The sequence below is a fragment of the Halarchaeum sp. CBA1220 genome, assembly GCF_003721175.2.
Taxonomy (GTDB): domain Archaea; phylum Halobacteriota; class Halobacteria; order Halobacteriales; family Halobacteriaceae; genus Halarchaeum; species Halarchaeum grantii.
Genome location: NZ_CP054707.1, coordinates 174,520 through 192,225, shown reverse-complemented (window position 1 = coordinate 192,225; position 17,706 = coordinate 174,520). Strand labels below are relative to the sequence as shown.

The following is a 17,706-nucleotide window of genomic DNA, read 5'->3' as shown; positions in this document are numbered from 1 at the left end:
ACCTTTATCGGCGCGAGCGGGTTCGTGGTGGACAAGATGGCGTCCGAGACGGACACCGAAATCGACCTCGAATACGGACTCGACGACCGCCCGCCGTGGCTGAAGGCGATACTGCTCGGCCTCCAGCACGTCGCCGTCATGATCGTGCCCGCGACCGCCGTCGCGTACATCGTCGCCGGCGCCGTCGGCCTCGACGCCGCCACGACGGCGTACATCGTCCAGATGGTCCTGCTCTTCTCCGGCCTCGCCACCGTCGTGCAGGCCTACACGGTCGGCCCGGTCGGCGCGAAACTCCCCGTCGTCATGGGGACGAGTTTCACCTTCGTCGGCGCCGCCGCCACCATCGGCGTGAACTACGGCCTCGGCGCCGTCTTCGGCGCCATCCTCGTCACCGGGTGGCTCGTCGAAGGCCTCATCGGCTGGCAGTTCAAGCGCATTCAAAAATATTTCCCGCCGCTCGTCACCGGCCTCGTCGTCGTCATCATCGGCCTCTACCTCGTCCCGGCCGCGATGGACAACGCCGCCGGCGGTGCCGGCACCGAGCACTACGGCGCGCTCTACAACCTCGCGCTCGCCGCGCTCGTCCTCGGCGTCGCCGTCGTCCTCAACATGTTCACCGACGGCGTCACCCGCCTCCTCAGCACCCTCATCGCCATCGGCGCCGGCTACGTCGGCGCCGCCGCCCTCACCGTCACGGGCGTCGCGCCCGGCCTCGTCGACTTCGGCCCCGTCGGCGCCGCCGCGTGGTTCGCGGTTCCCCAGCCCGGGCGCTTTGGCTTCTCCATCCAGCCGGTCCCCGTCATCACGTTCGCCTTCCTCTTCCTCGTCTCCGCGATGGAGACGGTCGGCGACATGTCCAGCGTCACGTCCGCCGAGGGCCGCACCCCCACCGACGAGGAGTTCCGCGGCGGCCTCTTCACGGACGGCCTCATGAGCTCGCTGGGCGGGGCGTTCGGCGCGTTCCCCGTCACGTCCTTCTCGCAGAACGCCGGCGTCATCAACTTCACCGGCGTGATGAGCCGCCACGTCGTCGGCATCGCCGGCGTCATGCTCGCGGTGCTGGGCCTCAGCCCGAAGGTCGGCGCCGTCGTCACCACCATCCCGAGCGCCGTCTTCGGCGGCGCCGTCCTCCTCATGGCCGGCATGGTCGCCGCCTCCGGCGCGCGCCTCATCACCCTCCACACGACGCTCGACCGGCGGAACATGGTCATCCTCGCCGTCTCGCTCGGCCTCGGCCTCGGCGTCGCCACCACGCCCGAAGCCCTCTCCGGCCTCCCCCGGGCCGCCGAGACGTTCTTCGGCGAACCCGTCATCGTCACCGCGCTCTCCGCGCTCCTCCTCAACACGTTCGTTCCCGGCGAGCAGAGCCCGCTCTTCGACGACCCCGAGGTGCCCGCCGGCGACCGCGACGCCGACGCCGTCTCCACCGACTGAGCGACGCGGCGACGCGACCGCCCCGGGTGGTTCGTTCCGTCCGGTGCCGACGCGCGCGTCCCTCCACCCGCCCGCCGATTCAGGCCATCGCCGCCCGAATCCGCTCGTAGGCCTCGACGAGTTCCGCCGTGACGTTCTCGTCCAGTTCGTACTCGACGACCAGCGGCTCCTCGAGCGCGGCGTGCTCGTCGAGCAGCCCCACGAACTCGCGGAGGTCGAGGACGCCCGCGCCGGGCGCGTCCTCGATTTCGGCCTCGGAAGTGTCCTTCAGGTGGACGGCGCGTATCCGCTCGCCGAGCGCCGGCACCACCTCCTCGGGGGCCTCGTCCATCACGAGGAAGTGGCCGGTGTCGACGCAGACGCCGAGACGCGGGTGGTCGTGGCGTTCGAGGACGTCCCGGACGTCCGCGACCGAGGAGAACACCGCGTCGAGGTCGTCGTGATGGACGCCCGAGTAGTTGTGGATGGCGACGTCGACGCCGTACGTCTCGCCGAGGTCGCAGAGCGCCTCGGTGATGTCGTCGCGCACCGGCGGGTAGTTCACGGTGACGTAGTCCGCGCCGAGGCGGTCGGCGAACGCGACGTGCGCCTCGGCCTCCCCGGTTCCCTCGAGGTCCGCGACGCCGTAACCGCAGACGCTCACGCCCGCCTCGGCGAGCGCGGCTTCGCCCGCTTCAATCGTGGTCTCGTCGTCGGCCGGCGAGAGGTGTGCGCCCCAGAGCTCGACCGTGTCGACCGGCGTTCCCGCGAGTTCGGCGAGCAGGCCGTCGAGGTCGTAGTCCTGATAGACGACGGTCTGGACGGCGACGTCGTAATCGCGCATACACCAGACTCCGCCCCGGCGGGCAAAAAGACGCGCCCACCGGCAATCGGACGATAGCACGACCCACGGAGGTGCTTTACGTCGCCCGCGTCTCAGTTCCGTATGGACTACGCCATCGCGCTGGACCGGGCGTTCGACGCCCTCCCCGAGCGCCCCGCCGAAGCCGACGCCCGTCTCACCATTCCCGACCCCGAGGGGGAGACGGACGGCGCGTTCACCCGCCTGACGAACGTCCGCGCTATCGCGACCGCTGTCTCGCGCGACCCCGAGCACCTCTTCCGGAACGTCCAGCGCGAGCTCGGGACGAACGGCCAGTTCGACGGCGAGCGCGCCCGCTACAACGGTTCGTTCTCCGTCGCCGACTTCGAGGACGCCATCGACGCCTACGTCGCCGAGTTCGTCACCTGCTCGGAGTGCGGCCTCCCCGACACCCGCCTCGTCACCGAGGACGGCGTCGACCGCCTGCGCTGTACGGCCTGCGGTGCGTTCCGCCCCGTCCAGAAGAAGCCCAAGAGCACGCACACGGTCCGGGAGACCGTCGAGTCCGGCCAGACCTACGAACTCGAAATCACCGGCACGGGCCGGAAGGGCGACGGCGTCGCCGAACGCGGCCGCTACACCGTCTTCGTCCCCGGCGCCCGCGAGGGCCAGACCGTCCGCGCGTACATCAAGAACACGAGCGGCGACCTCGCGTTCGCCCGCCTCGTCTAGACGACGCCACGCGCGGCCGGGGCGCGCCTCGCGCTCCACCTCTATCGCCGTTCTCCCGGGCATTCTCCGGCCGTCCGTCGCGCCGGTCTGCGCCTTCGACGTTCGACGCACGCTCCTGTTCTCGACGCCGTCCAGCGATTCGTCCGCCGCGCGAGGAAACAGTCACAATTATACCTCCCGAATAACCATGGGTTGGTATGGCTTCCCGCGAATCGGTCGGCGCGTCACACCTCTCTCTTCCGTTCGACGCGTCGGAGGCGAACCGGCTGAGCTGGGACCTCGGAGACGAAATCACGACCCGTGCGCCCCGAACACACACGCTCCGCGCGGACGACGTCCGGGTGACCGCGCGCGTCCACGACGTCGCCGGGCGCGCCGTCGTCGTCCTCGTTCGCACGCCCGCCGGGCGCGAACGCCACTACGAACTCCCACACACGGAGCCGCGCGACGTCGTCGCCACCGCCGAAGCCCGTGGCTTCCGCCGCGTCGACGCCGCCCCGGAGACGGCGTCCGCCTGAATCGGGGACAAACGCTTAGGCGTTCGCGTCACCTTCGTCGCGTATGGCACAGCGAAGTCCCCTGCTCAACGCCCTCCTCGGTGCAGTCGTGTCCGTCGTCCTCTCGTTCACCCTCCTCTCGCCAGCCCTCGGCGGCGCCGTCGCCGGCTACCTCCAGGGCCCCGACGAGCGCGAGGGGCTCCGCGTCGGCGCGCTCTCCGGCGTCATCGCCTCCCTCCCCATCATCCTCCTCGTCCTCGTCGCCGCCCTCTTCGTTCCGTTCGTCCCGCTTCACGTCGCCGCCGCCGGCATCGTCGCCATCGTCGTCGTCGTCTTCTTCGTCGTCGCGTACACCATCGCCCTCGGCGCGGCCGGCGGCTGGCTCGGTGCGTACGCGAACCGCGAACTCTGAGGCGACTCGCCGCACGCCCGTCCGCTCGGAACGCCGACTTGGAAGTGGTATGTCCACCTAGTATTGTTTTAGGTGGTTATTTGGACAGCACTATGTGTTACTACTGAATGAGAGTATCGTATGAGGGATGGAGACGTAACGTACGTCAAGAAGTCGTGCGCGTACATCACCCGGAACGACACGGAACTGCTGGTCTTCGAGGGCCCCGGCCACGCGGGCTACCAGGTCCCGAAGGGGACCGTCGAGGCCGGCGAGGACCCGCGAGAGGCGCTCTTCCGGGAGGTCATTGAGGAGAGCGGACTCGCGACCTTCCAGGGCGTCCGGCACCTCACGACCGACGTCTGGCGGCGCCGCGAGGCCAGACGCTACGTGCGCAACTTCTACCACGTCCCGGTCCACGAGCACCGCGACGCGTGGACGCACACCGTCACCGGCGAGGGCGCGGAGGTCGGCGCCGAGTTCGACTACCGGTGGCTCGACCTCGCGAGCGCCGACGCCGAGGCGTTCGCGCTCGACCTCGACGACTACCTCCACACGATTCCGCGCGGGCGCGACCGGCCCGCGAGCACCGCACCGCTCGCCGCGAGCGACTGAGGTGGCAACCGAGCGTCAGCGAGGGCGCCACCAATACGCGAGCGGGGAGCGATGCGACCCGCGAGCGACGGCGGCGACAACTGAGCGTCAGCGAGGGCGTCGCCAGTAGGCGAACGGCGCCGGCCGTGAGCGACTGAGGTGGCAACCGAACGACGTGAGGACGCCGCCAGTAGGCGAACGGCGCTAGCCGTGAGCGACTGACTAGTTCGTCGTGACGACCTCGACCACGTCGTTGTGGTCGAGCACCGTGTCCTTGCCGAGCTGGCGCTTCGAGCGGCAGTCGATCCCGTGCAGGAAGCCCTCGCCGATGTCCGAGTGGATGTGGTAGGCGAAGTCCTCCGCCGTCGCGTCCTCCGGGAGGAGGAAGACGTCCGGGAACGGCCCCTGCGTCCAGTTGAGGCTCGCGTCGCCCGTGAAGACGGCCTTCAGGCCGAGCTCCTCGAAGAGCGCCGTCTCGAGGGCGTCCTGCACGCCCGTCCCGTCGAACTCGGTGACGAACTCGCGGATCTGCTCGAGGCCCTCCTCCTGCTCCTCGCTGATGTCCGCGACGATGTCGAAGTCCGAGTCGCCCGCCGTGTAGTCGACGACGCCCTGCTCGGCGGCGTTCTTCAGCGCCTTCTCCGCGTGCACGCTACACGGAACGATGGTGACGTCCTCGTACTCGGGGTCGTCCGTAATCTCCGCGTAGTTCGCCTGCCCCTCCGGGGTGTCGAGTTTGTTCGCGGCGACGACCATCGGCTTCGTGCGCTCGCGGATCGCGCGCGCGAGGTCGAGTTCGTCCGCGTCGTCCCACGTCTCCGGGTCGAGGTCGAGGCCGAGCCCGAGGATGATCTGCTTGATCTCGTCCTTGTTCGTGCCGAAGGCGCTCATCTGCTCCGCGAGCTCGACCTCGAGTTCGGTCTCGGTGGTGTGCGCCGTCTCGAAGCGCTCGATACCCTTCCGGAGGATGCCGAGATACCACTGGTCGAGCTCCTCCTCGAGGAAGTCGATGTCCTCGCGGGGGTCGTGGCCCTCCGTGGGCTCGCCCTCGGCGTCCGTCTTCCCGGAGAAGTCGACGATGTGGACGAGGACGTCGGCCTCGTTCAGGTCGGTCAGGAACTGGTTCCCGAGGCCCTTCCCCTCGTGCGCGCCCGGGATGAGGCCGGCGACGTCGACGAGCTGCGTCGGGACGAAGCGCTTGCCGTCCTCGCAGTACCCGAGGTTCGGCGAGCACTCCGAATCGAACTCGGGGGCCGCACAGTCCGTGCGGACGTACGCTTCGCCGACTGCGGGGTCGATGGTCGTGAACGGGTACGCCCCCTCGGGGACGTCGTTCATCGTCGCCGCGTTGAAGAAGGAGGACTTGCCCACGCTGGGCTTGCCCACGAGACCGATCTTGTAGCTCATTAGCCACTCGAAGGCCATCGCGGCCTAAATGGTCTTCTGAAGGGCGCTGGCGTGGCACTCGGTGGCGCACCTACTCGGGGAAGACCTCGTTCTCGCGCTCGATGGCGTCGATGCGCGCGAGTTCGTCGGCCGTCAACTCGAGGTCGGCGGCCCCGAGGTTGTCGCGCTGGTGGGCGAGCGACGACGCCTTCGGGATGACGGCGTCCGCGCGTTCGAGACACCACGCGACCGCGACCTGCGCGACCGAGGCGCCGCGCTCGCTCGCGACCGCCGCGAGGACCGGGTCGTCGAAGACGTCGCCGTTCGCGAGCGGCGAGTACCCCACGAGCGCGTAGTCGTGCTCGCGGGCGTCCCGGACGGTTTCCGCCTCCACCCAGTAGGGGTGGTGCTCGATCTGGTTCGCGAACAGCGGCGCATCGAGGTGCTGGCGGACGAGTTCGAGGTCGCCCGGGAGGAAGTTCGAGACGCCGACGCGCGCCGCGAGGCCGTCGTCCACGACGGCGTCCATCGCCGGCAGGGTCTCCGTCGGGTCGTAGTCGCCGCGCGGCCGGTGGACGTAGAGGAGGTCCACGGCGTCGAGACCGAGGCGCTCGAGCGCCGCCTCGGTCGCGGGGCGGACGCGCTCGCCCGCGAGGTCGTCGACCCAGAGCTTCGTCGCGACGAACAGCTCCTCGCGCGGGGTCTCCGCGCGCTCGATGCCCACGCCGACGACGGCCTCGTTCTCGTAGATGCTCGCCGTGTCCAGATGCCGGTAGCCCGCGTCGATGGCGGCGGCGACGGCGTCCGGGTCGTCGATGCCCATCGTCCCGAGACCGACGGGCGGCAGGTCGTCCATGGCCCCGTCTAGCACACCCCGACCCTTCGGCCTTCCGCCCGCCGATTCCCGGCGCGGGTGCGCGCCGCGCCTCCCGTCGCCGTCGACCCCGCCGCGACGCCGAACCCCCGGCCCCCCACCCCGCGCCCTCGCCCGAATCCGCGTCCAGAAACGGTTTCCCACGCCTCCACGTAGGCGGCGACATGGACCGTCGCGACTTCATCGCCGCCCTCGGTGCCGCCGGCATCGGCGCCGCCGCCGGCTGCGGGGGGTCCCCCGGGAGTGGATTCCTCGACAACGGCCCCCCCGAGGGCTGTGGCGCCCCCGACTCCTTCGCCGCCAATCGCGGCTCGCTCCCCGCCGACGAAACCCCCACCGACGGCATCCCTCCAGCGGTCTCCCGGACGCCGACCACGCGCGACGTCGACCCCGAGTCGTTCGACACCTACACCGCCGACGGCACCGAGGTGCCGCTCGTCCCCATCGACGTCGCGCACTACTGGTGGCTCCGCGGCGCCGCGCGCTTCGCCGACGCCCGCGACCCCGTGCTCTACGACCGCTCGCACGTCTACGGCGCCGTCCGCAGCCCCGCGCCCGGCATCGCCTACGACGGCTGCGACCCCGTGGACTACTGGCCGGAGGGCGACCGCGTCGTCTGCTACTGCGGCTGTCCCCACCACCTCTCCTCGCTGCGCGCCGCCGCGCTCATCGACGCCGGCTACGACGACGTGTACGCCATCGACGAGGGCTACTGGGAGTGGCACCGCCGCGACTACCCCGTCGCCGGCGAACGCCCCGGCTGGACGCCCACTCGCGAGTACGTCGTCGAGGGCACGACGAGCGCGCAGCACGCGAACGCGAGCGCGTGGGTTCGCGTCGCCGGCGCGAACCAGAGCGAAGCGACCAAGATCGACTCGGCGGGGAACTTCACGCTCGAACCGACGTTCGCCGGCGTCACCGCCGACACCCCGGTCGTCGTCGAGACCCCCGCGTACACCGTGCACACGACGCTCGGAAACGCCACCGAGGGCGTCGTCGACGCGTCGACGTAGCGCCCGCGAGACTTTTCCGCCCCCCACTCGCACGTCACGCCGTGAACGGTCATCGACGACCGGCGGGTCGGTGCGAGTCGCGACGCGACGAGGCGACCGGCGAGACCGGCGACAGCGACGCTCCCAGCGCGCGACACGCCGGGCGCCCGGCCGCGCCGCGCTCCGCGTAACGCGATGCTCGCCTCGCTCGTCCTCCTCGCCGTCGGCCTCGTCGTCCTCGTCTACGGCGCGGACCGCGTCGTCGCCGCCGGGAGCGGCCTCGCGGACCACGCCGGCGTCAGCGCGCTCTTCGTCGGCGTCACCGTCGTCGCCGTCGGCTCCAGCGTCCCCGAAATCGCCACCACCGCGTACGCCGCCGTCTACGGCGCCGGGACGCTCGCCGTCGGCCACGTCGTCGGCTCCGCGACCTCACAGATAACGCTGGGCGTGGGCCTCGTCGCCGCCGTCTCCACGCTCACCATCCCGCGCGAGCGCCTCCCCGCCTACGGCGGCGGGATGCTCGCCGCCATGGCCGTGATGCTCGTCGCCGCCGCCTCCGGCACCGTCGGGCGCGTCGAGGGCGCGCTCATGTGCGCGCTCTACCTCGGCTTCCTCGCGCTCGTCGCCGAGCGCGCGGACTTCGCCGCCCGCGCGAGCGACCACGACGGCATCCACGACCTCCGGAAGGCCGCGCTCTGGCTCGTCTGCGGCCTCGCGCTCGTCCTCGCGGGCGGCCACCTCCTCGTCACCGAGGGCCGCGCGTTCGCGCTCGCCGTCGGCGTCCCGCCGTATCTGGTGGGCGTCGTCACCGGCCTCGGAACCACCGTCCCCGAGATCGCCGTCGCCCTCCAGGCGGTGCGCGCCGACGAGGACGGCATCGCCGTCGGCACGCTCTTCGGGTCGAACGTCACCGATCCGCTGTTCAGCCTCGGCTTCGGCGCCACCGTCGGCACGCTCCACGTCGCGCACGTCTCCCGCGTCCTCCTCGCCGGTGGCTACATGCTCGCCGTCTCCGCCGCCGTCGTCGCCTACTTCGCGCTCCGCCCGACGATGGGGCGACGGGTCGGCCTCCTCGTCGCCGCGCTCTACCTCCCCGCGTTCCTCATCGTGTAGGTCGGGGGCGCGTCGGCCTGTACGCTTTTCGCGCGCCCGCCGCTACCCCGAGCCATGACCGAACGTGTCGTCGTGATGGGCGCCGCCGGACGGGACTTCCACGACTACTTCGTCGAACTCCGGGACGACCCCGACCGCGAGGTCGTCGCGTTCACGCGCGCGCCCGGCCAGAACCTCGGCGAGACCGACGCGGCCGGCATCGCGGACTTCCCCGCCGCCCTCACCCCGGAGGGGCGAGGCGCCATCCCCGTCGTCCCCGAGGCCGACCTCGGGGCCCTCGTCGCGGACCGCGCCGTCGACACCGTCTACTTCTCCTACTCCGACGTCACCCACGAGCACGTGATGCACGCGGCCTCGCGCGCGCTCGCCGCCGGCGCGGACTTCGAGATACTCGGCCCCCGGAGCGTGCAGGTGGACGTGGACGTCCCGGTCGTCGCCGTGAACGCCGTCCGCACCGGCTGTGGGAAGTCGCAGGTGGCGGGCGCGTTCGCCGACGAACTCGACTCGCGCGGCCTCGACGTCGCCGTCGTCCGCGAGCCGATGCCGTACGGCGACCTCGTCGAGAAGCGCGTCGAGCGCTTCGCGGACGACGCCGACCTCGCGGGGCTCACCGTGGAGGAACGCGAGGAGTACGAACAGCACGTCGCGGCGGGCCGCGTCGTCTACGCGGGCGTCGACTACCGCGCGGTGTTCGAGCGAGCGAGCGAAGAGGCCGACGTCGTGCTCTGGGACGGCGGGAACAACGAGCTCGCGTTCGCCCGTCCCGACTACCACGTCGTGCTCGTCGATGCCCTCCGCCCGGACCACGGCGAGCGCTATCACCCCGGCGAGACCAACCTCCGTCGCGCCGACGCCGCCCTCGTCACGAAGGAGAACGCCGCGAGCGACGACCAGATCGCCGAGGCGACGAACGTCGCCGAGCGCCTCGCGCCCGACGACGCCCCCGTGCACCACGCCGACTCGGTGGTCTCCGTCGCCGAGGGCGAGCGCGAGCGCATCGCGGGCGCGGACGCCCTCGTCGTCGAGGACGGCCCGACGCTCACGCACGGCGGCGCGCCCCACGGCGCGGGCTACGTCGCCGCCGACCGGTACGGCGCGGCGTCGCTCGTCGACCCGGCGCCGCACGCCGTCGGCGAGCTCGCGGCCGTCCTCGAGGAGTACGACCACCTCGACCGCGTGCTCCCCGCGATGGGGTACAGCGACGCGCAGGTCGCCGACCTCGAAGCCACCATCGACGCCGCCGACCCGGACGTCGTCGTCGCCGGGACGCCCATCGACCTCGCCGCCGTCGTCGACGTCGACGCGCCGGTCGTCCGCGCGCACTACGACGTCGAGTTCCGCGACACCGACGCCGGGGCGCTCCTCGAGGCCGGCCTCGACCGCTGAGTGTCTCGGGTGGCTTTATCAGCGGGTGCGCAGTAGGGTCAGGGGATGAGCGTCGTTCTGACGTTCACCGTTCCGGGCGGCCAGTTCGCACTCGGTCGCGCCATGCCGGAAGGGGGGATACGAGCCGAACTCGACCGCGTCGTACCACTCGGCAATCGAACGCCGCCGCTCCTCTGGGCGTACGCGGACGAGCGCGCCCTCGACGCCTACGAGGGGCGCCTCGGGGAGGACGCGGACGTCGCCGATGTGAGCGTCGTCGACGCCTTCGAGGACCGGCGGCTCTACCGCATCGACTGGACGGAGCCACCGCGCGGCGTCTTCGCGCACCTCGAGGCGGCGTCCGCCAGCCTCACCGGCGCCTCTGGCGACCGCGAGGAGTGGGAGTTCAGCGCGCGCTTCCCGACGCAGGACGCCCTCTCCGAGTTCCACGACGCCTGCCGCGACGACGGCATCGACCTGTCGGTGACGAGCCTCAGCCGCTTCGACCCGTCGGGCGAGCGCGCGTACGGACTCACCGCGAACCAACGCGAGACGCTCGTGCGCGCGTACGACGCGGGGTTCTACGAGATTCCGCGCGACATCACGACGGTCGACCTCGCCACCGACATCGGTATCTCCGACCAATCGCTCTCCGAGCGCCTCCGGCGCGCGCACGCCGCGCTCGTCGAGGGCACGCTTCTCTGAGCGGACGACCAGTGGGCGCGGGCTATCGCTCCGCGCTCGTCGGCGCGTGCGCCGCCACCTCGACGCCCGGGCTGTAGACGACGTGCGGCTCGCCCTCGGGCGTCTCGAAGCCGTTGACGTCGAAGAGGTCGTTCGCCCGGACGTCGTAGTCGGCCGCCCGGAGCTCCCACGGGTCGTGCTCGACCTCGCCACGGAGGAGCGTGTCGCGCCCCTCGACGTAGAAGCGATAGCGCTCGAGGAGGAACTCGCTCAGGCTCCCGGGCTCGGCGGGTCTGGGCTCGCCGCGCGGCGTGTAGTCGGCGTCGAACTCGCAGGGCGGCACGCCCGAGTGGGTGCGCTCGCTCTCGAACTCGACCGTCTCGCCGCGCCGGACGACGCGCTGGCTCGCGTTGTAGTAGGGGAGGCGGTAGGTCGCGCGGGCGATGGCGACGCCGAGGCGGTCGGTGGCGTCGAGGTTGTAGAAGTAGATGCCGGGTCCGCCGTCCCCGGTGACGTACGTGCGGAGGTTCAACTCGCCGAACGTCGGGCCCACGCGTCGCGGGAACCCGTAGGGGCGGACGTCGCCCATGACGAAGGGGACGACGGAGAGGTAGGCGTCGCCCTCGTAGGTGTCGACCGTCACGCCCTCGGGGAGCGTCTCGGCGACGACGGCCGGGTCGACGGCGTAGGAGGCGACGCAGACGTCCCGCCAGTCCATCGAGATGACGCGCATACCGGTGCTTCGCCGTGTGCGCCCTTCTGTGTGCCGGCCGGCGTCGCGGACACCGACAGAATTAATAACTACACCACCTGTTTTACTAATAGTGGCACAAACAACCTCCCTCGTTTACGAAAGACGCGGCGAGACGGCCGTCGGCCTCGCCGCCGTCGCCCTCCTCGTCGCGCTCTCCGCGTACGCGCTCGCCGTCGGGCGCGCCGGCAAAGTCGTCGGTATCGGCTGGGTCGCCTTCGCCGCCATGTCGTTCGGGACCCTCTTCGGCGTCCGCGCCGACGCCGACGCCGCGCGCGGCCTCGTCTGGGGCTACGGGCTCGCGAGCGGGGCGATGGTCACCAGCGCCGCCGTCTTCCTCGTCCCGCAAGCCGTCGGCTACCAGCCGAAACTCGCCGGCTTCGGTCTCGCCGCCGGCGTCCTCACCGGCTTCGCCGCGCACACCATCGGCCACCGGCTCTCCCACCTCGACCTCCCGATGGACCGCACCACCGCACAGATCACCGCACACGCGCTCTCCGCCGGGCTCATCATCGGCGCCGTCTACGCCGCGATGCCCGAACTCGGCGCCGTCCTCGGCCTCGCCATCGTCTCGCACAAGGGGCCGGCGGGATACGCCGCCGCGCGCCGGCTCCGCCTCGCCGACCGCTCCGTCCTCCCGCTCCTCCTGCCCGCCGCCGGCGTCGGCATCGCCGCCGTCGCCGTCGGCCTCCTGCGCATCCCCGCCGACCCCGCCGTCGACGCCGTCGTCTTCGGGTTCGCCGCCGGCGTCTTCCTCCACGTCGCCATGGACTTCCTCCCCGACTGCGAGGTCGGCGGCGAGATACACGACGTCGTCACGCGCCACGAGGACGGCCACGACCACGACCTCCTCGACCGGCTCCGCACGCAGGCCGTCGCCAGCACCGCCGTCGGCGCGCTCGCCGTCTTCGCCGCCAGCGTCGCGCTCGGCGTCGTCTGACGCACTCGGCGTTCGTCCAGAACGGCCCGCCACGCGACCCGACACCTCCACGTTCGACCACCGCCGGCGACCGCCCGTGGCAACCCCACCGTGGAAATATGAGGTGTAGGGGTATCCTAATACGTCCTTATTGGCGCCTCCCTCGGGCGGTCTCGCGGCTCTCGGGGCCGCCCGGCGGGTTTCGGGCGGGGCAGTATCGGGACCGATGGACACTCTTATATGGCTGGCAGGTCTGGACGAACGTACACGATGTCATCCAACGACATTCCCGGTGCGAGTCCGGGGGAACGGGTTCTTCCAGGGCACTTTAGCCCATACTAATGACGAGATCGACGACGCACGGATCTTCGACACGACGCTCCGAGACGGCGAGCAGACGCCACGCACGTCGTTCGACTACGACGACAAGCGCGAGATAGCCGCGCTGCTCGACCAGATGGGGGTCCACGTCATCGAGGCGGGCTTCCCCGCGAACTCCGAAGCGGAGTTCGAGGCCGTCCAGGACATCGCGGCCGACACGAGCGCCACGACCTGCGGGCTGGCGCGCGTCGTCGAGTCCGACATCGACGCCGCACTCGACGCCGGCGTCGACCTGGTGCACGTCTTCGCGTCCACCAGCGACGTCCAGATCGAGGACTCGATGCACGCCACCCGCGAGGAGGTCGTCGAGCGCTCCGTCGCCGCCGTCGAGCAGGTGACGGACGCGGGCGTCGAAGTCATGTACTCCCCGATGGACGCCACCCGGACGGACCCCGAGTATCTCCAGGAGATACTCGAGGCCGTCGACGAGGTCGGCGTCGATTGGGTGAACATCCCCGACACCGTCGGCGTCGCGACGCCGAGTCGGTTCGCGGACCTCGTGCGCTTCGTCCGCGAGCACACCGACGCGCGCGTGGACGTCCACGCCCACGACGACTTCGGGATGGCGACGGCGAACGCCGTCGAGGGGTTCGTCGCCGGCGCCCATCAGGCGCAGGTGAGCGTGAACGGCATCGGCGAGCGCGCCGGGAACGCCGCCCTCGAGGAGGTCGTGATGGCGGTCGAGAGCCTCTTCGGCGTCGACACCGGCATCGACACGACCTACATCGCCGAGCTCTCGCGGATCGTCTCCGAGAAGGCCGACGTGCCGGTGCCCGCGAACAAGCCCGTGGTGGGCGACAACGCCTTCAGCCACGAGTCGGGCATCCACGCGGCGGGCGTCATCGAGAACGCCGAGACCTTCGAACCCGGCGTGATGACGCCGGAGATGATCGGCGCCGAGCGCTCCATCGTCCTCGGGAAGCACACCGGGACGAACGCGGTCCGCCAGCACTTGGAGGAGGCCGGCTACGAGCCGACCGACGACGAGGTGGTGGCGGTCACCAAGCGCGTGAAGGAGCACGCTTCGCAGAAGCGGCGCGTCACGACCGACGACCTCCACGAGTTCGCGGAGGACGTCGGCATCGAGCGCGCGTCCACCGAAGTGAGGGCCTGAGAATGCCCTCGTTCGGCAACGTTTGCACGGCCGGAAAGCTTCAAATAGATGCATCGCGTGCTTCCGACAACGATGCGACCAGCACCCACGCAGTCTCTCCGACGTCGCGTGAGTGTCATCGCCGCGGTACGCACGCCTATCGTAGGGGCGTAAGCCCCCACTCTCCTCCTTCCAACCGGCCGTCCGTATCGTCCGCCGAACCGACCAGCAACGCAGCCACACACACGCACACACAATGAGCGAGAGCGAAACCGAACGAACCACGGAGAAGGGCGACGACACGCTCCCCACCGGAGCGTCGTCCGTCGTCGCCGCGCTTGAGGACGCCGGCGTCGAGGCCGCCTTCGGCGTCCAGGGCGGGGCGATCATGCCGATTTACGACGCGCTCTACCAGAGCGATATCGAGCACATCACGATGGCGCACGAGCAGGGCGCCGCGCACGCCGCAGACGCCTACGGCGCCGTCACCGGCGACCCCGGCGTCTGCCTCGCGACCTCCGGTCCGGGCGCGACCAACCTCGTGACCGGCATCGCGGACGCCGACATGGACTCCGAGCCGATGTTGGCGCTCACCGGGCAGGTCGCGACCGACATGGTCGGCAACGACGCCTTCCAGGAGGCCGACACGACCGGCATCACGCGCCCCGTCACGAAGGCGAGCTACTTCGCGAGCGACCCCGACACCGTCGGCGACACCGTCGGCGAGGCGTTCGCGCTCGCCCGCGACGGCCGACAGGGTCCGACGCTCGTCGACCTGCCGAAGGACGTCTCGAACGCGGAGGACGTCGCCCGCCCCGGCCCCGCCGAGGGCCCGGAGACGCACGTCGTCCCCGACGAGGCCGACCCCGACGAGGTGAGCCGTGCCGCGCACGCGCTCGCGAACGCCGAGCGGCCGGTCATCCTCGCGGGCGGCGGCGTCATCAAGGGCGACGCGACCGAGGAGCTCCGGCAGTTCGCCGTCGACCACGGGATTCCCGTCGTCACGACGATGCCGGGCGTCGGCGCGTTCGACGAGACGCACGACCTCGCCATGGAGATGGCGGGCATGCACGGCACCGGCTACGCGAACATGGCGATCACGCACTGCGACGTCATGCTCGCCGTCGGCACGCGCTTCGACGACCGCCTCACGGGCGGCGTCGACACGTTCGCGCCCGAGGCCGAAATCGCCCACGTCGACATCGACGCCTCGGAGATCTCGAAGAACATCCACGCGGACTACCCGCTCGTCGGGGACGCCAGCACGGTCCTGCGCCAGCTCGACGACGCGCTGCCGCGCGCGCCGGACGCCGAGGGGTGGCGCGACCGCTGTCTCCACTGGAAGGAGGAGTACCCGATGGACTACGACGCCCCCGATGACGACCCGCTCAAGCCGCAGTTCGTCGTCGAGGCGTTCAGCGAGGCGACCGACGACGACACCATCGTCACGACGGGCGTCGGCCAGCACCAGATGTGGGCCGTCCAGTACTGGACGTTCACCGAGCCCCGGACGTGGATCTCGAGTCACGGCCTCGGGACGATGGGCTACGGCCTCCCCGCCGCCATCGGCGCGAAGGTCGCCGCCCCCGAGCAGGAAGTCGTCTGCTTCGACGGCGACGGCTCCTTCCTGATGACCGTCCAGGGCCTCTCCGTCGCCGTCCGCGAGAACCTCGACCTCACGGTCTGCGTGCTGAACAACGAGGCCGTCGGGATGGTCCGACAGTGGCAGGACGCCTTCTTCGAGGGCCGCCGGATGGCCTCCGAGTACCCGTGGGGGCCGGACTTCGCGACGCTCGCCGAGGCGTTCGGCGCGAAGGGCTTCACGCTCGACGACTACGACGACGTCGCGGACACCATTCAGGCCGCCCGCGACTACGACGGTCCGAGCGTCATCGACTGTCACATCGACCCCCGCGAAGACGTCTACCCGATGGTCGCGAGCGGCGGTGCGAACGGCCGCTTCGCGCTCCAGGAGGAGCACCTATGAGCACGACGTACACCGACTCGACCGGAGGTGTCGCGCGATGACTGGCGAACTCCCCGGCCCCGCGCCCGAGGAGCGCCCGCATCCGTCGGGCCGCCGGAACAAGCAGGGCATCCGCATCGACCCCGAGGCGGAGTCCGAACCCGAGGTCCGACGCGAAGTGCTCTCGGCGCTCGTCGACCACGAGCCCGGCGTCCTCGCCGAGGTCTCGGGGCTGTTCGCGCGCCGACAGTTCAACATCGAGAGCCTCACGGTCGGCCCGACGGCCGCCGAGGGGCTCGCGCGCATGACCATCGTCGTCGAGGAGACCGACCCCGGCGTCGAGCAGGTCAAGCGCCAGCTCCGAAAGCTCGTCCCCGTCCACGCGGTCCGCGAACTCGAGGCCGCGACCGAGCGCGAGCTCGCGCTCATCAAGGTCGGCGACGACGACCCGGCGGGCGTCGCGGCCGTCGCGGAGATGTACGGCGGCGAGGCCGTCGAGGCCGGCCCCGAGGTCGTGACGGTCGAGCTGACCGGCACGGAAGCAGAGATCGACGCCGCGGTCGAGGCGTTCGAACGGTTCGGCGTGCGCGAGGTCGCCCGCACGGGCACCGCCGCGCTCGCCGGCGGCACCGAGTTCACCGCATACGACGACACTACTACCGATGACTGACGACACAGAGTTCACCCAGCCCGTATATCACGAAGAAGACACGAACGCGGACCACATCGCGGACAAGACCGTCGCCGTCCTCGGCTACGGCAGTCAGGGCCACGCGCACGCCCAGAACCTCCACGAGTCCGGCGTCGACGTCGTCGTCGGCCTTCGCGAGGGCTCCGCCTCCCGGAGCGCCGCAGAGGATGACGGCCTGCGCGTCGCGACGCCCGTCGAGGCCGCCGCCGAGGCAGACGTCGTGAGCATCCTCGTCCCCGACACCGTCCAGCCCGCCGTCTACGACCAGATCGAGGACGAGCTCGAGGCCGGCGACACCCTCCAGTTCGCGCACGGCTTCAACATCCACTACGGCCAGATCGAGCCGAAGGAGGGCATCGACGTGACGATGGTCGCGCCGAAGTCCCCCGGCCACCTCGTCCGCCGGAACTACGAGGCCGGCGAAGGCACGCCCGGCCTCGTCGCCGTCTATCAGGACGAGACGGGCGAGGCGAAGGGGGAAGCGCTCGCGTACGCGAGCGCCATCGGCTGCGCGCGCGCCGGCGTCATCGAGACGACGTTCCGCGAGGAGACCGAGACCGACCTCTTCGGCGAGCAGGCCGTCCTCTGCGGGGGGGCGACCGCGCTCGTCAAGCAGGGCTACGAGGTCCTCGTGGACGCGGGCTACAGCCCCGAGATGGCCTACTTCGAGGTGCTGAACGAACTGAAGCTCATCGTCGACCTGATGTACGAGGGCGGGCTGACGGAGATGTGGGACTCCGTCTCCGACACCGCCGAGTACGGCGGGCTGACGCAGGGCCCCGTCGTCGTCGACGAGACGGCCCGCGAGAACATGGAGGAGGTCCTCGAACAGGTCCAGAACGGCGAGTTCGCTCAGGAGTGGATCACCGAGAACCAGGCGAACCGGCCGAAGTACAAGCAGCTTCGGGCCCGCGAGGAGAACCACGACATCGAGGAGGTCGGCGAGCGCCTCCGCGAGCTCTTCGCGTGGGCCGAGGAGGAGTCCGAGGACGAAGAGGAGGTCGCCGAGGTGTCCGCGGATGACTGAGGCCGCGACGGCCG

At 70.9% G+C, this 17,706-nt stretch carries 18 protein-coding genes; 14 read left to right on the top strand and 4 right to left on the bottom strand.

Annotated features, from left to right (window positions below):
• Positions 1-36: 36 nt before the first annotated feature.
• Positions 37-1,434, top strand: coding sequence for a uracil-xanthine permease family protein (locus EFA46_RS00990; RefSeq protein WP_123075612.1), 1,398 nt, complete (start codon positions 37-39; stop codon positions 1,432-1,434).
• Between the two features lie 79 nt (positions 1,435-1,513).
• Here EFA46_RS00990 and EFA46_RS00985 read toward each other — a convergent pair whose 3' ends face one another.
• Entirely contained in the window at positions 1,514-2,257 is a 744-nt protein-coding gene (locus EFA46_RS00985) for a sugar phosphate isomerase/epimerase (protein ID WP_123075614.1), read from the bottom strand.
• Between the two features lie 102 nt (positions 2,258-2,359).
• Here EFA46_RS00985 and EFA46_RS00980 point away from each other — a divergent pair, with 102 nt between their 5' ends.
• The 4 genes from EFA46_RS00980 (at position 2,360) to EFA46_RS00965 (ending at position 4,471) form a co-directional block, all read left to right on the top strand.
• A complete protein-coding gene (locus EFA46_RS00980) occupies positions 2,360-2,968 on the top strand; it encodes a translation initiation factor IF-2 subunit beta (RefSeq protein ID WP_123075616.1) in 609 nt (202 codons plus the stop codon).
• A 197-nt stretch (positions 2,969-3,165) separates the two neighbouring features.
• Positions 3,166-3,486, top strand: coding sequence for a hypothetical protein (locus EFA46_RS00975; RefSeq protein WP_123075618.1), 321 nt, complete (start codon positions 3,166-3,168; stop codon positions 3,484-3,486).
• A 43-nt stretch (positions 3,487-3,529) separates the two neighbouring features.
• A complete protein-coding gene (locus tag EFA46_RS00970; RefSeq protein ID WP_123075620.1) occupies positions 3,530-3,877 on the top strand; it encodes a DUF5518 domain-containing protein in 348 nt (115 codons plus the stop codon).
• A gap of 120 nt (positions 3,878-3,997) precedes the next feature.
• Positions 3,998-4,471 (top strand): NUDIX domain-containing protein, encoded by a 474-nt coding sequence (locus EFA46_RS00965; protein WP_123075622.1) that lies wholly within the window; start codon positions 3,998-4,000, stop codon positions 4,469-4,471.
• Between the two features lie 201 nt (positions 4,472-4,672).
• On the opposite strand, the gene EFA46_RS00960 is transcribed toward EFA46_RS00965, so the two are convergent.
• Together EFA46_RS00960 and EFA46_RS00955 are read right to left on the bottom strand one after the other, a co-directional pair.
• Positions 4,673-5,857, bottom strand: coding sequence for a redox-regulated ATPase YchF (locus tag EFA46_RS00960; protein WP_123075624.1), 1,185 nt, complete (start codon positions 5,855-5,857; stop codon positions 4,673-4,675).
• A 70-nt stretch (positions 5,858-5,927) separates the two neighbouring features.
• Entirely contained in the window at positions 5,928-6,692 is a 765-nt protein-coding gene (locus tag EFA46_RS00955; protein WP_123075626.1) for an aldo/keto reductase, read from the bottom strand.
• A 182-nt stretch (positions 6,693-6,874) separates the two neighbouring features.
• Here EFA46_RS00955 and EFA46_RS00950 point away from each other — a divergent pair, with 182 nt between their 5' ends.
• From EFA46_RS00950 to EFA46_RS00935, 4 genes are all read left to right on the top strand, one after another.
• On the top strand, positions 6,875-7,723 hold the full coding sequence (locus tag EFA46_RS00950) for a rhodanese-like domain-containing protein (RefSeq protein ID WP_123075628.1): 849 nt from the start codon (positions 6,875-6,877) through the stop codon (positions 7,721-7,723).
• A 174-nt stretch (positions 7,724-7,897) separates the two neighbouring features.
• On the top strand, positions 7,898-8,815 hold the full coding sequence (locus tag EFA46_RS00945) for a sodium:calcium antiporter (protein WP_123075630.1): 918 nt from the start codon (positions 7,898-7,900) through the stop codon (positions 8,813-8,815).
• 54 nt (positions 8,816-8,869) lie between these two features.
• Entirely contained in the window at positions 8,870-10,201 is a 1,332-nt protein-coding gene (locus EFA46_RS00940; protein ID WP_123075632.1) for a GTPase, read from the top strand.
• Positions 10,202-10,246: 45 nt separating this feature from the next.
• Complete coding sequence (locus EFA46_RS00935; protein ID WP_123075634.1) at positions 10,247-10,885, top strand: helix-turn-helix domain-containing protein; 639 nt, start codon at positions 10,247-10,249, stop codon at positions 10,883-10,885.
• 22 nt (positions 10,886-10,907) lie between these two features.
• Here the strand turns inward: EFA46_RS00935 and EFA46_RS00930 are convergent, their stop codons facing one another.
• Positions 10,908-11,597 (bottom strand): YqjF family protein, encoded by a 690-nt coding sequence (locus tag EFA46_RS00930; protein WP_123075636.1) that lies wholly within the window; start codon positions 11,595-11,597, stop codon positions 10,908-10,910.
• 91 nt (positions 11,598-11,688) lie between these two features.
• Here EFA46_RS00930 and EFA46_RS00925 point away from each other — a divergent pair, with 91 nt between their 5' ends.
• From EFA46_RS00925 to ilvC, 5 genes are all read left to right on the top strand, one after another.
• Positions 11,689-12,555 (top strand): ZIP family metal transporter, encoded by an 867-nt coding sequence (locus tag EFA46_RS00925; RefSeq protein ID WP_123075638.1) that lies wholly within the window; start codon positions 11,689-11,691, stop codon positions 12,553-12,555.
• A 271-nt stretch (positions 12,556-12,826) separates the two neighbouring features.
• Positions 12,827-14,029: a LeuA family protein gene (locus EFA46_RS00920; protein WP_255494071.1), complete on the top strand. Its 1,203-nt coding sequence runs from the start codon at positions 12,827-12,829 to the stop codon at positions 14,027-14,029.
• A gap of 235 nt (positions 14,030-14,264) precedes the next feature.
• Complete coding sequence (gene ilvB / locus EFA46_RS00915) at positions 14,265-15,995, top strand: biosynthetic-type acetolactate synthase large subunit (RefSeq protein ID WP_123075642.1); 1,731 nt, start codon at positions 14,265-14,267, stop codon at positions 15,993-15,995.
• Between the two features lie 37 nt (positions 15,996-16,032).
• Positions 16,033-16,644: an acetolactate synthase small subunit gene (gene ilvN / locus EFA46_RS00910; RefSeq protein ID WP_123075644.1), complete on the top strand. Its 612-nt coding sequence runs from the start codon at positions 16,033-16,035 to the stop codon at positions 16,642-16,644.
• Positions 16,637-17,692, top strand: a complete 1,056-nt coding sequence (ilvC, locus tag EFA46_RS00905; RefSeq protein WP_123075646.1) for a ketol-acid reductoisomerase — start codon at positions 16,637-16,639, stop codon at positions 17,690-17,692. Before ilvN ends, ilvC begins: the two co-directional genes overlap by 8 nt.
• Positions 17,693-17,706 lie beyond the last annotated feature (14 nt).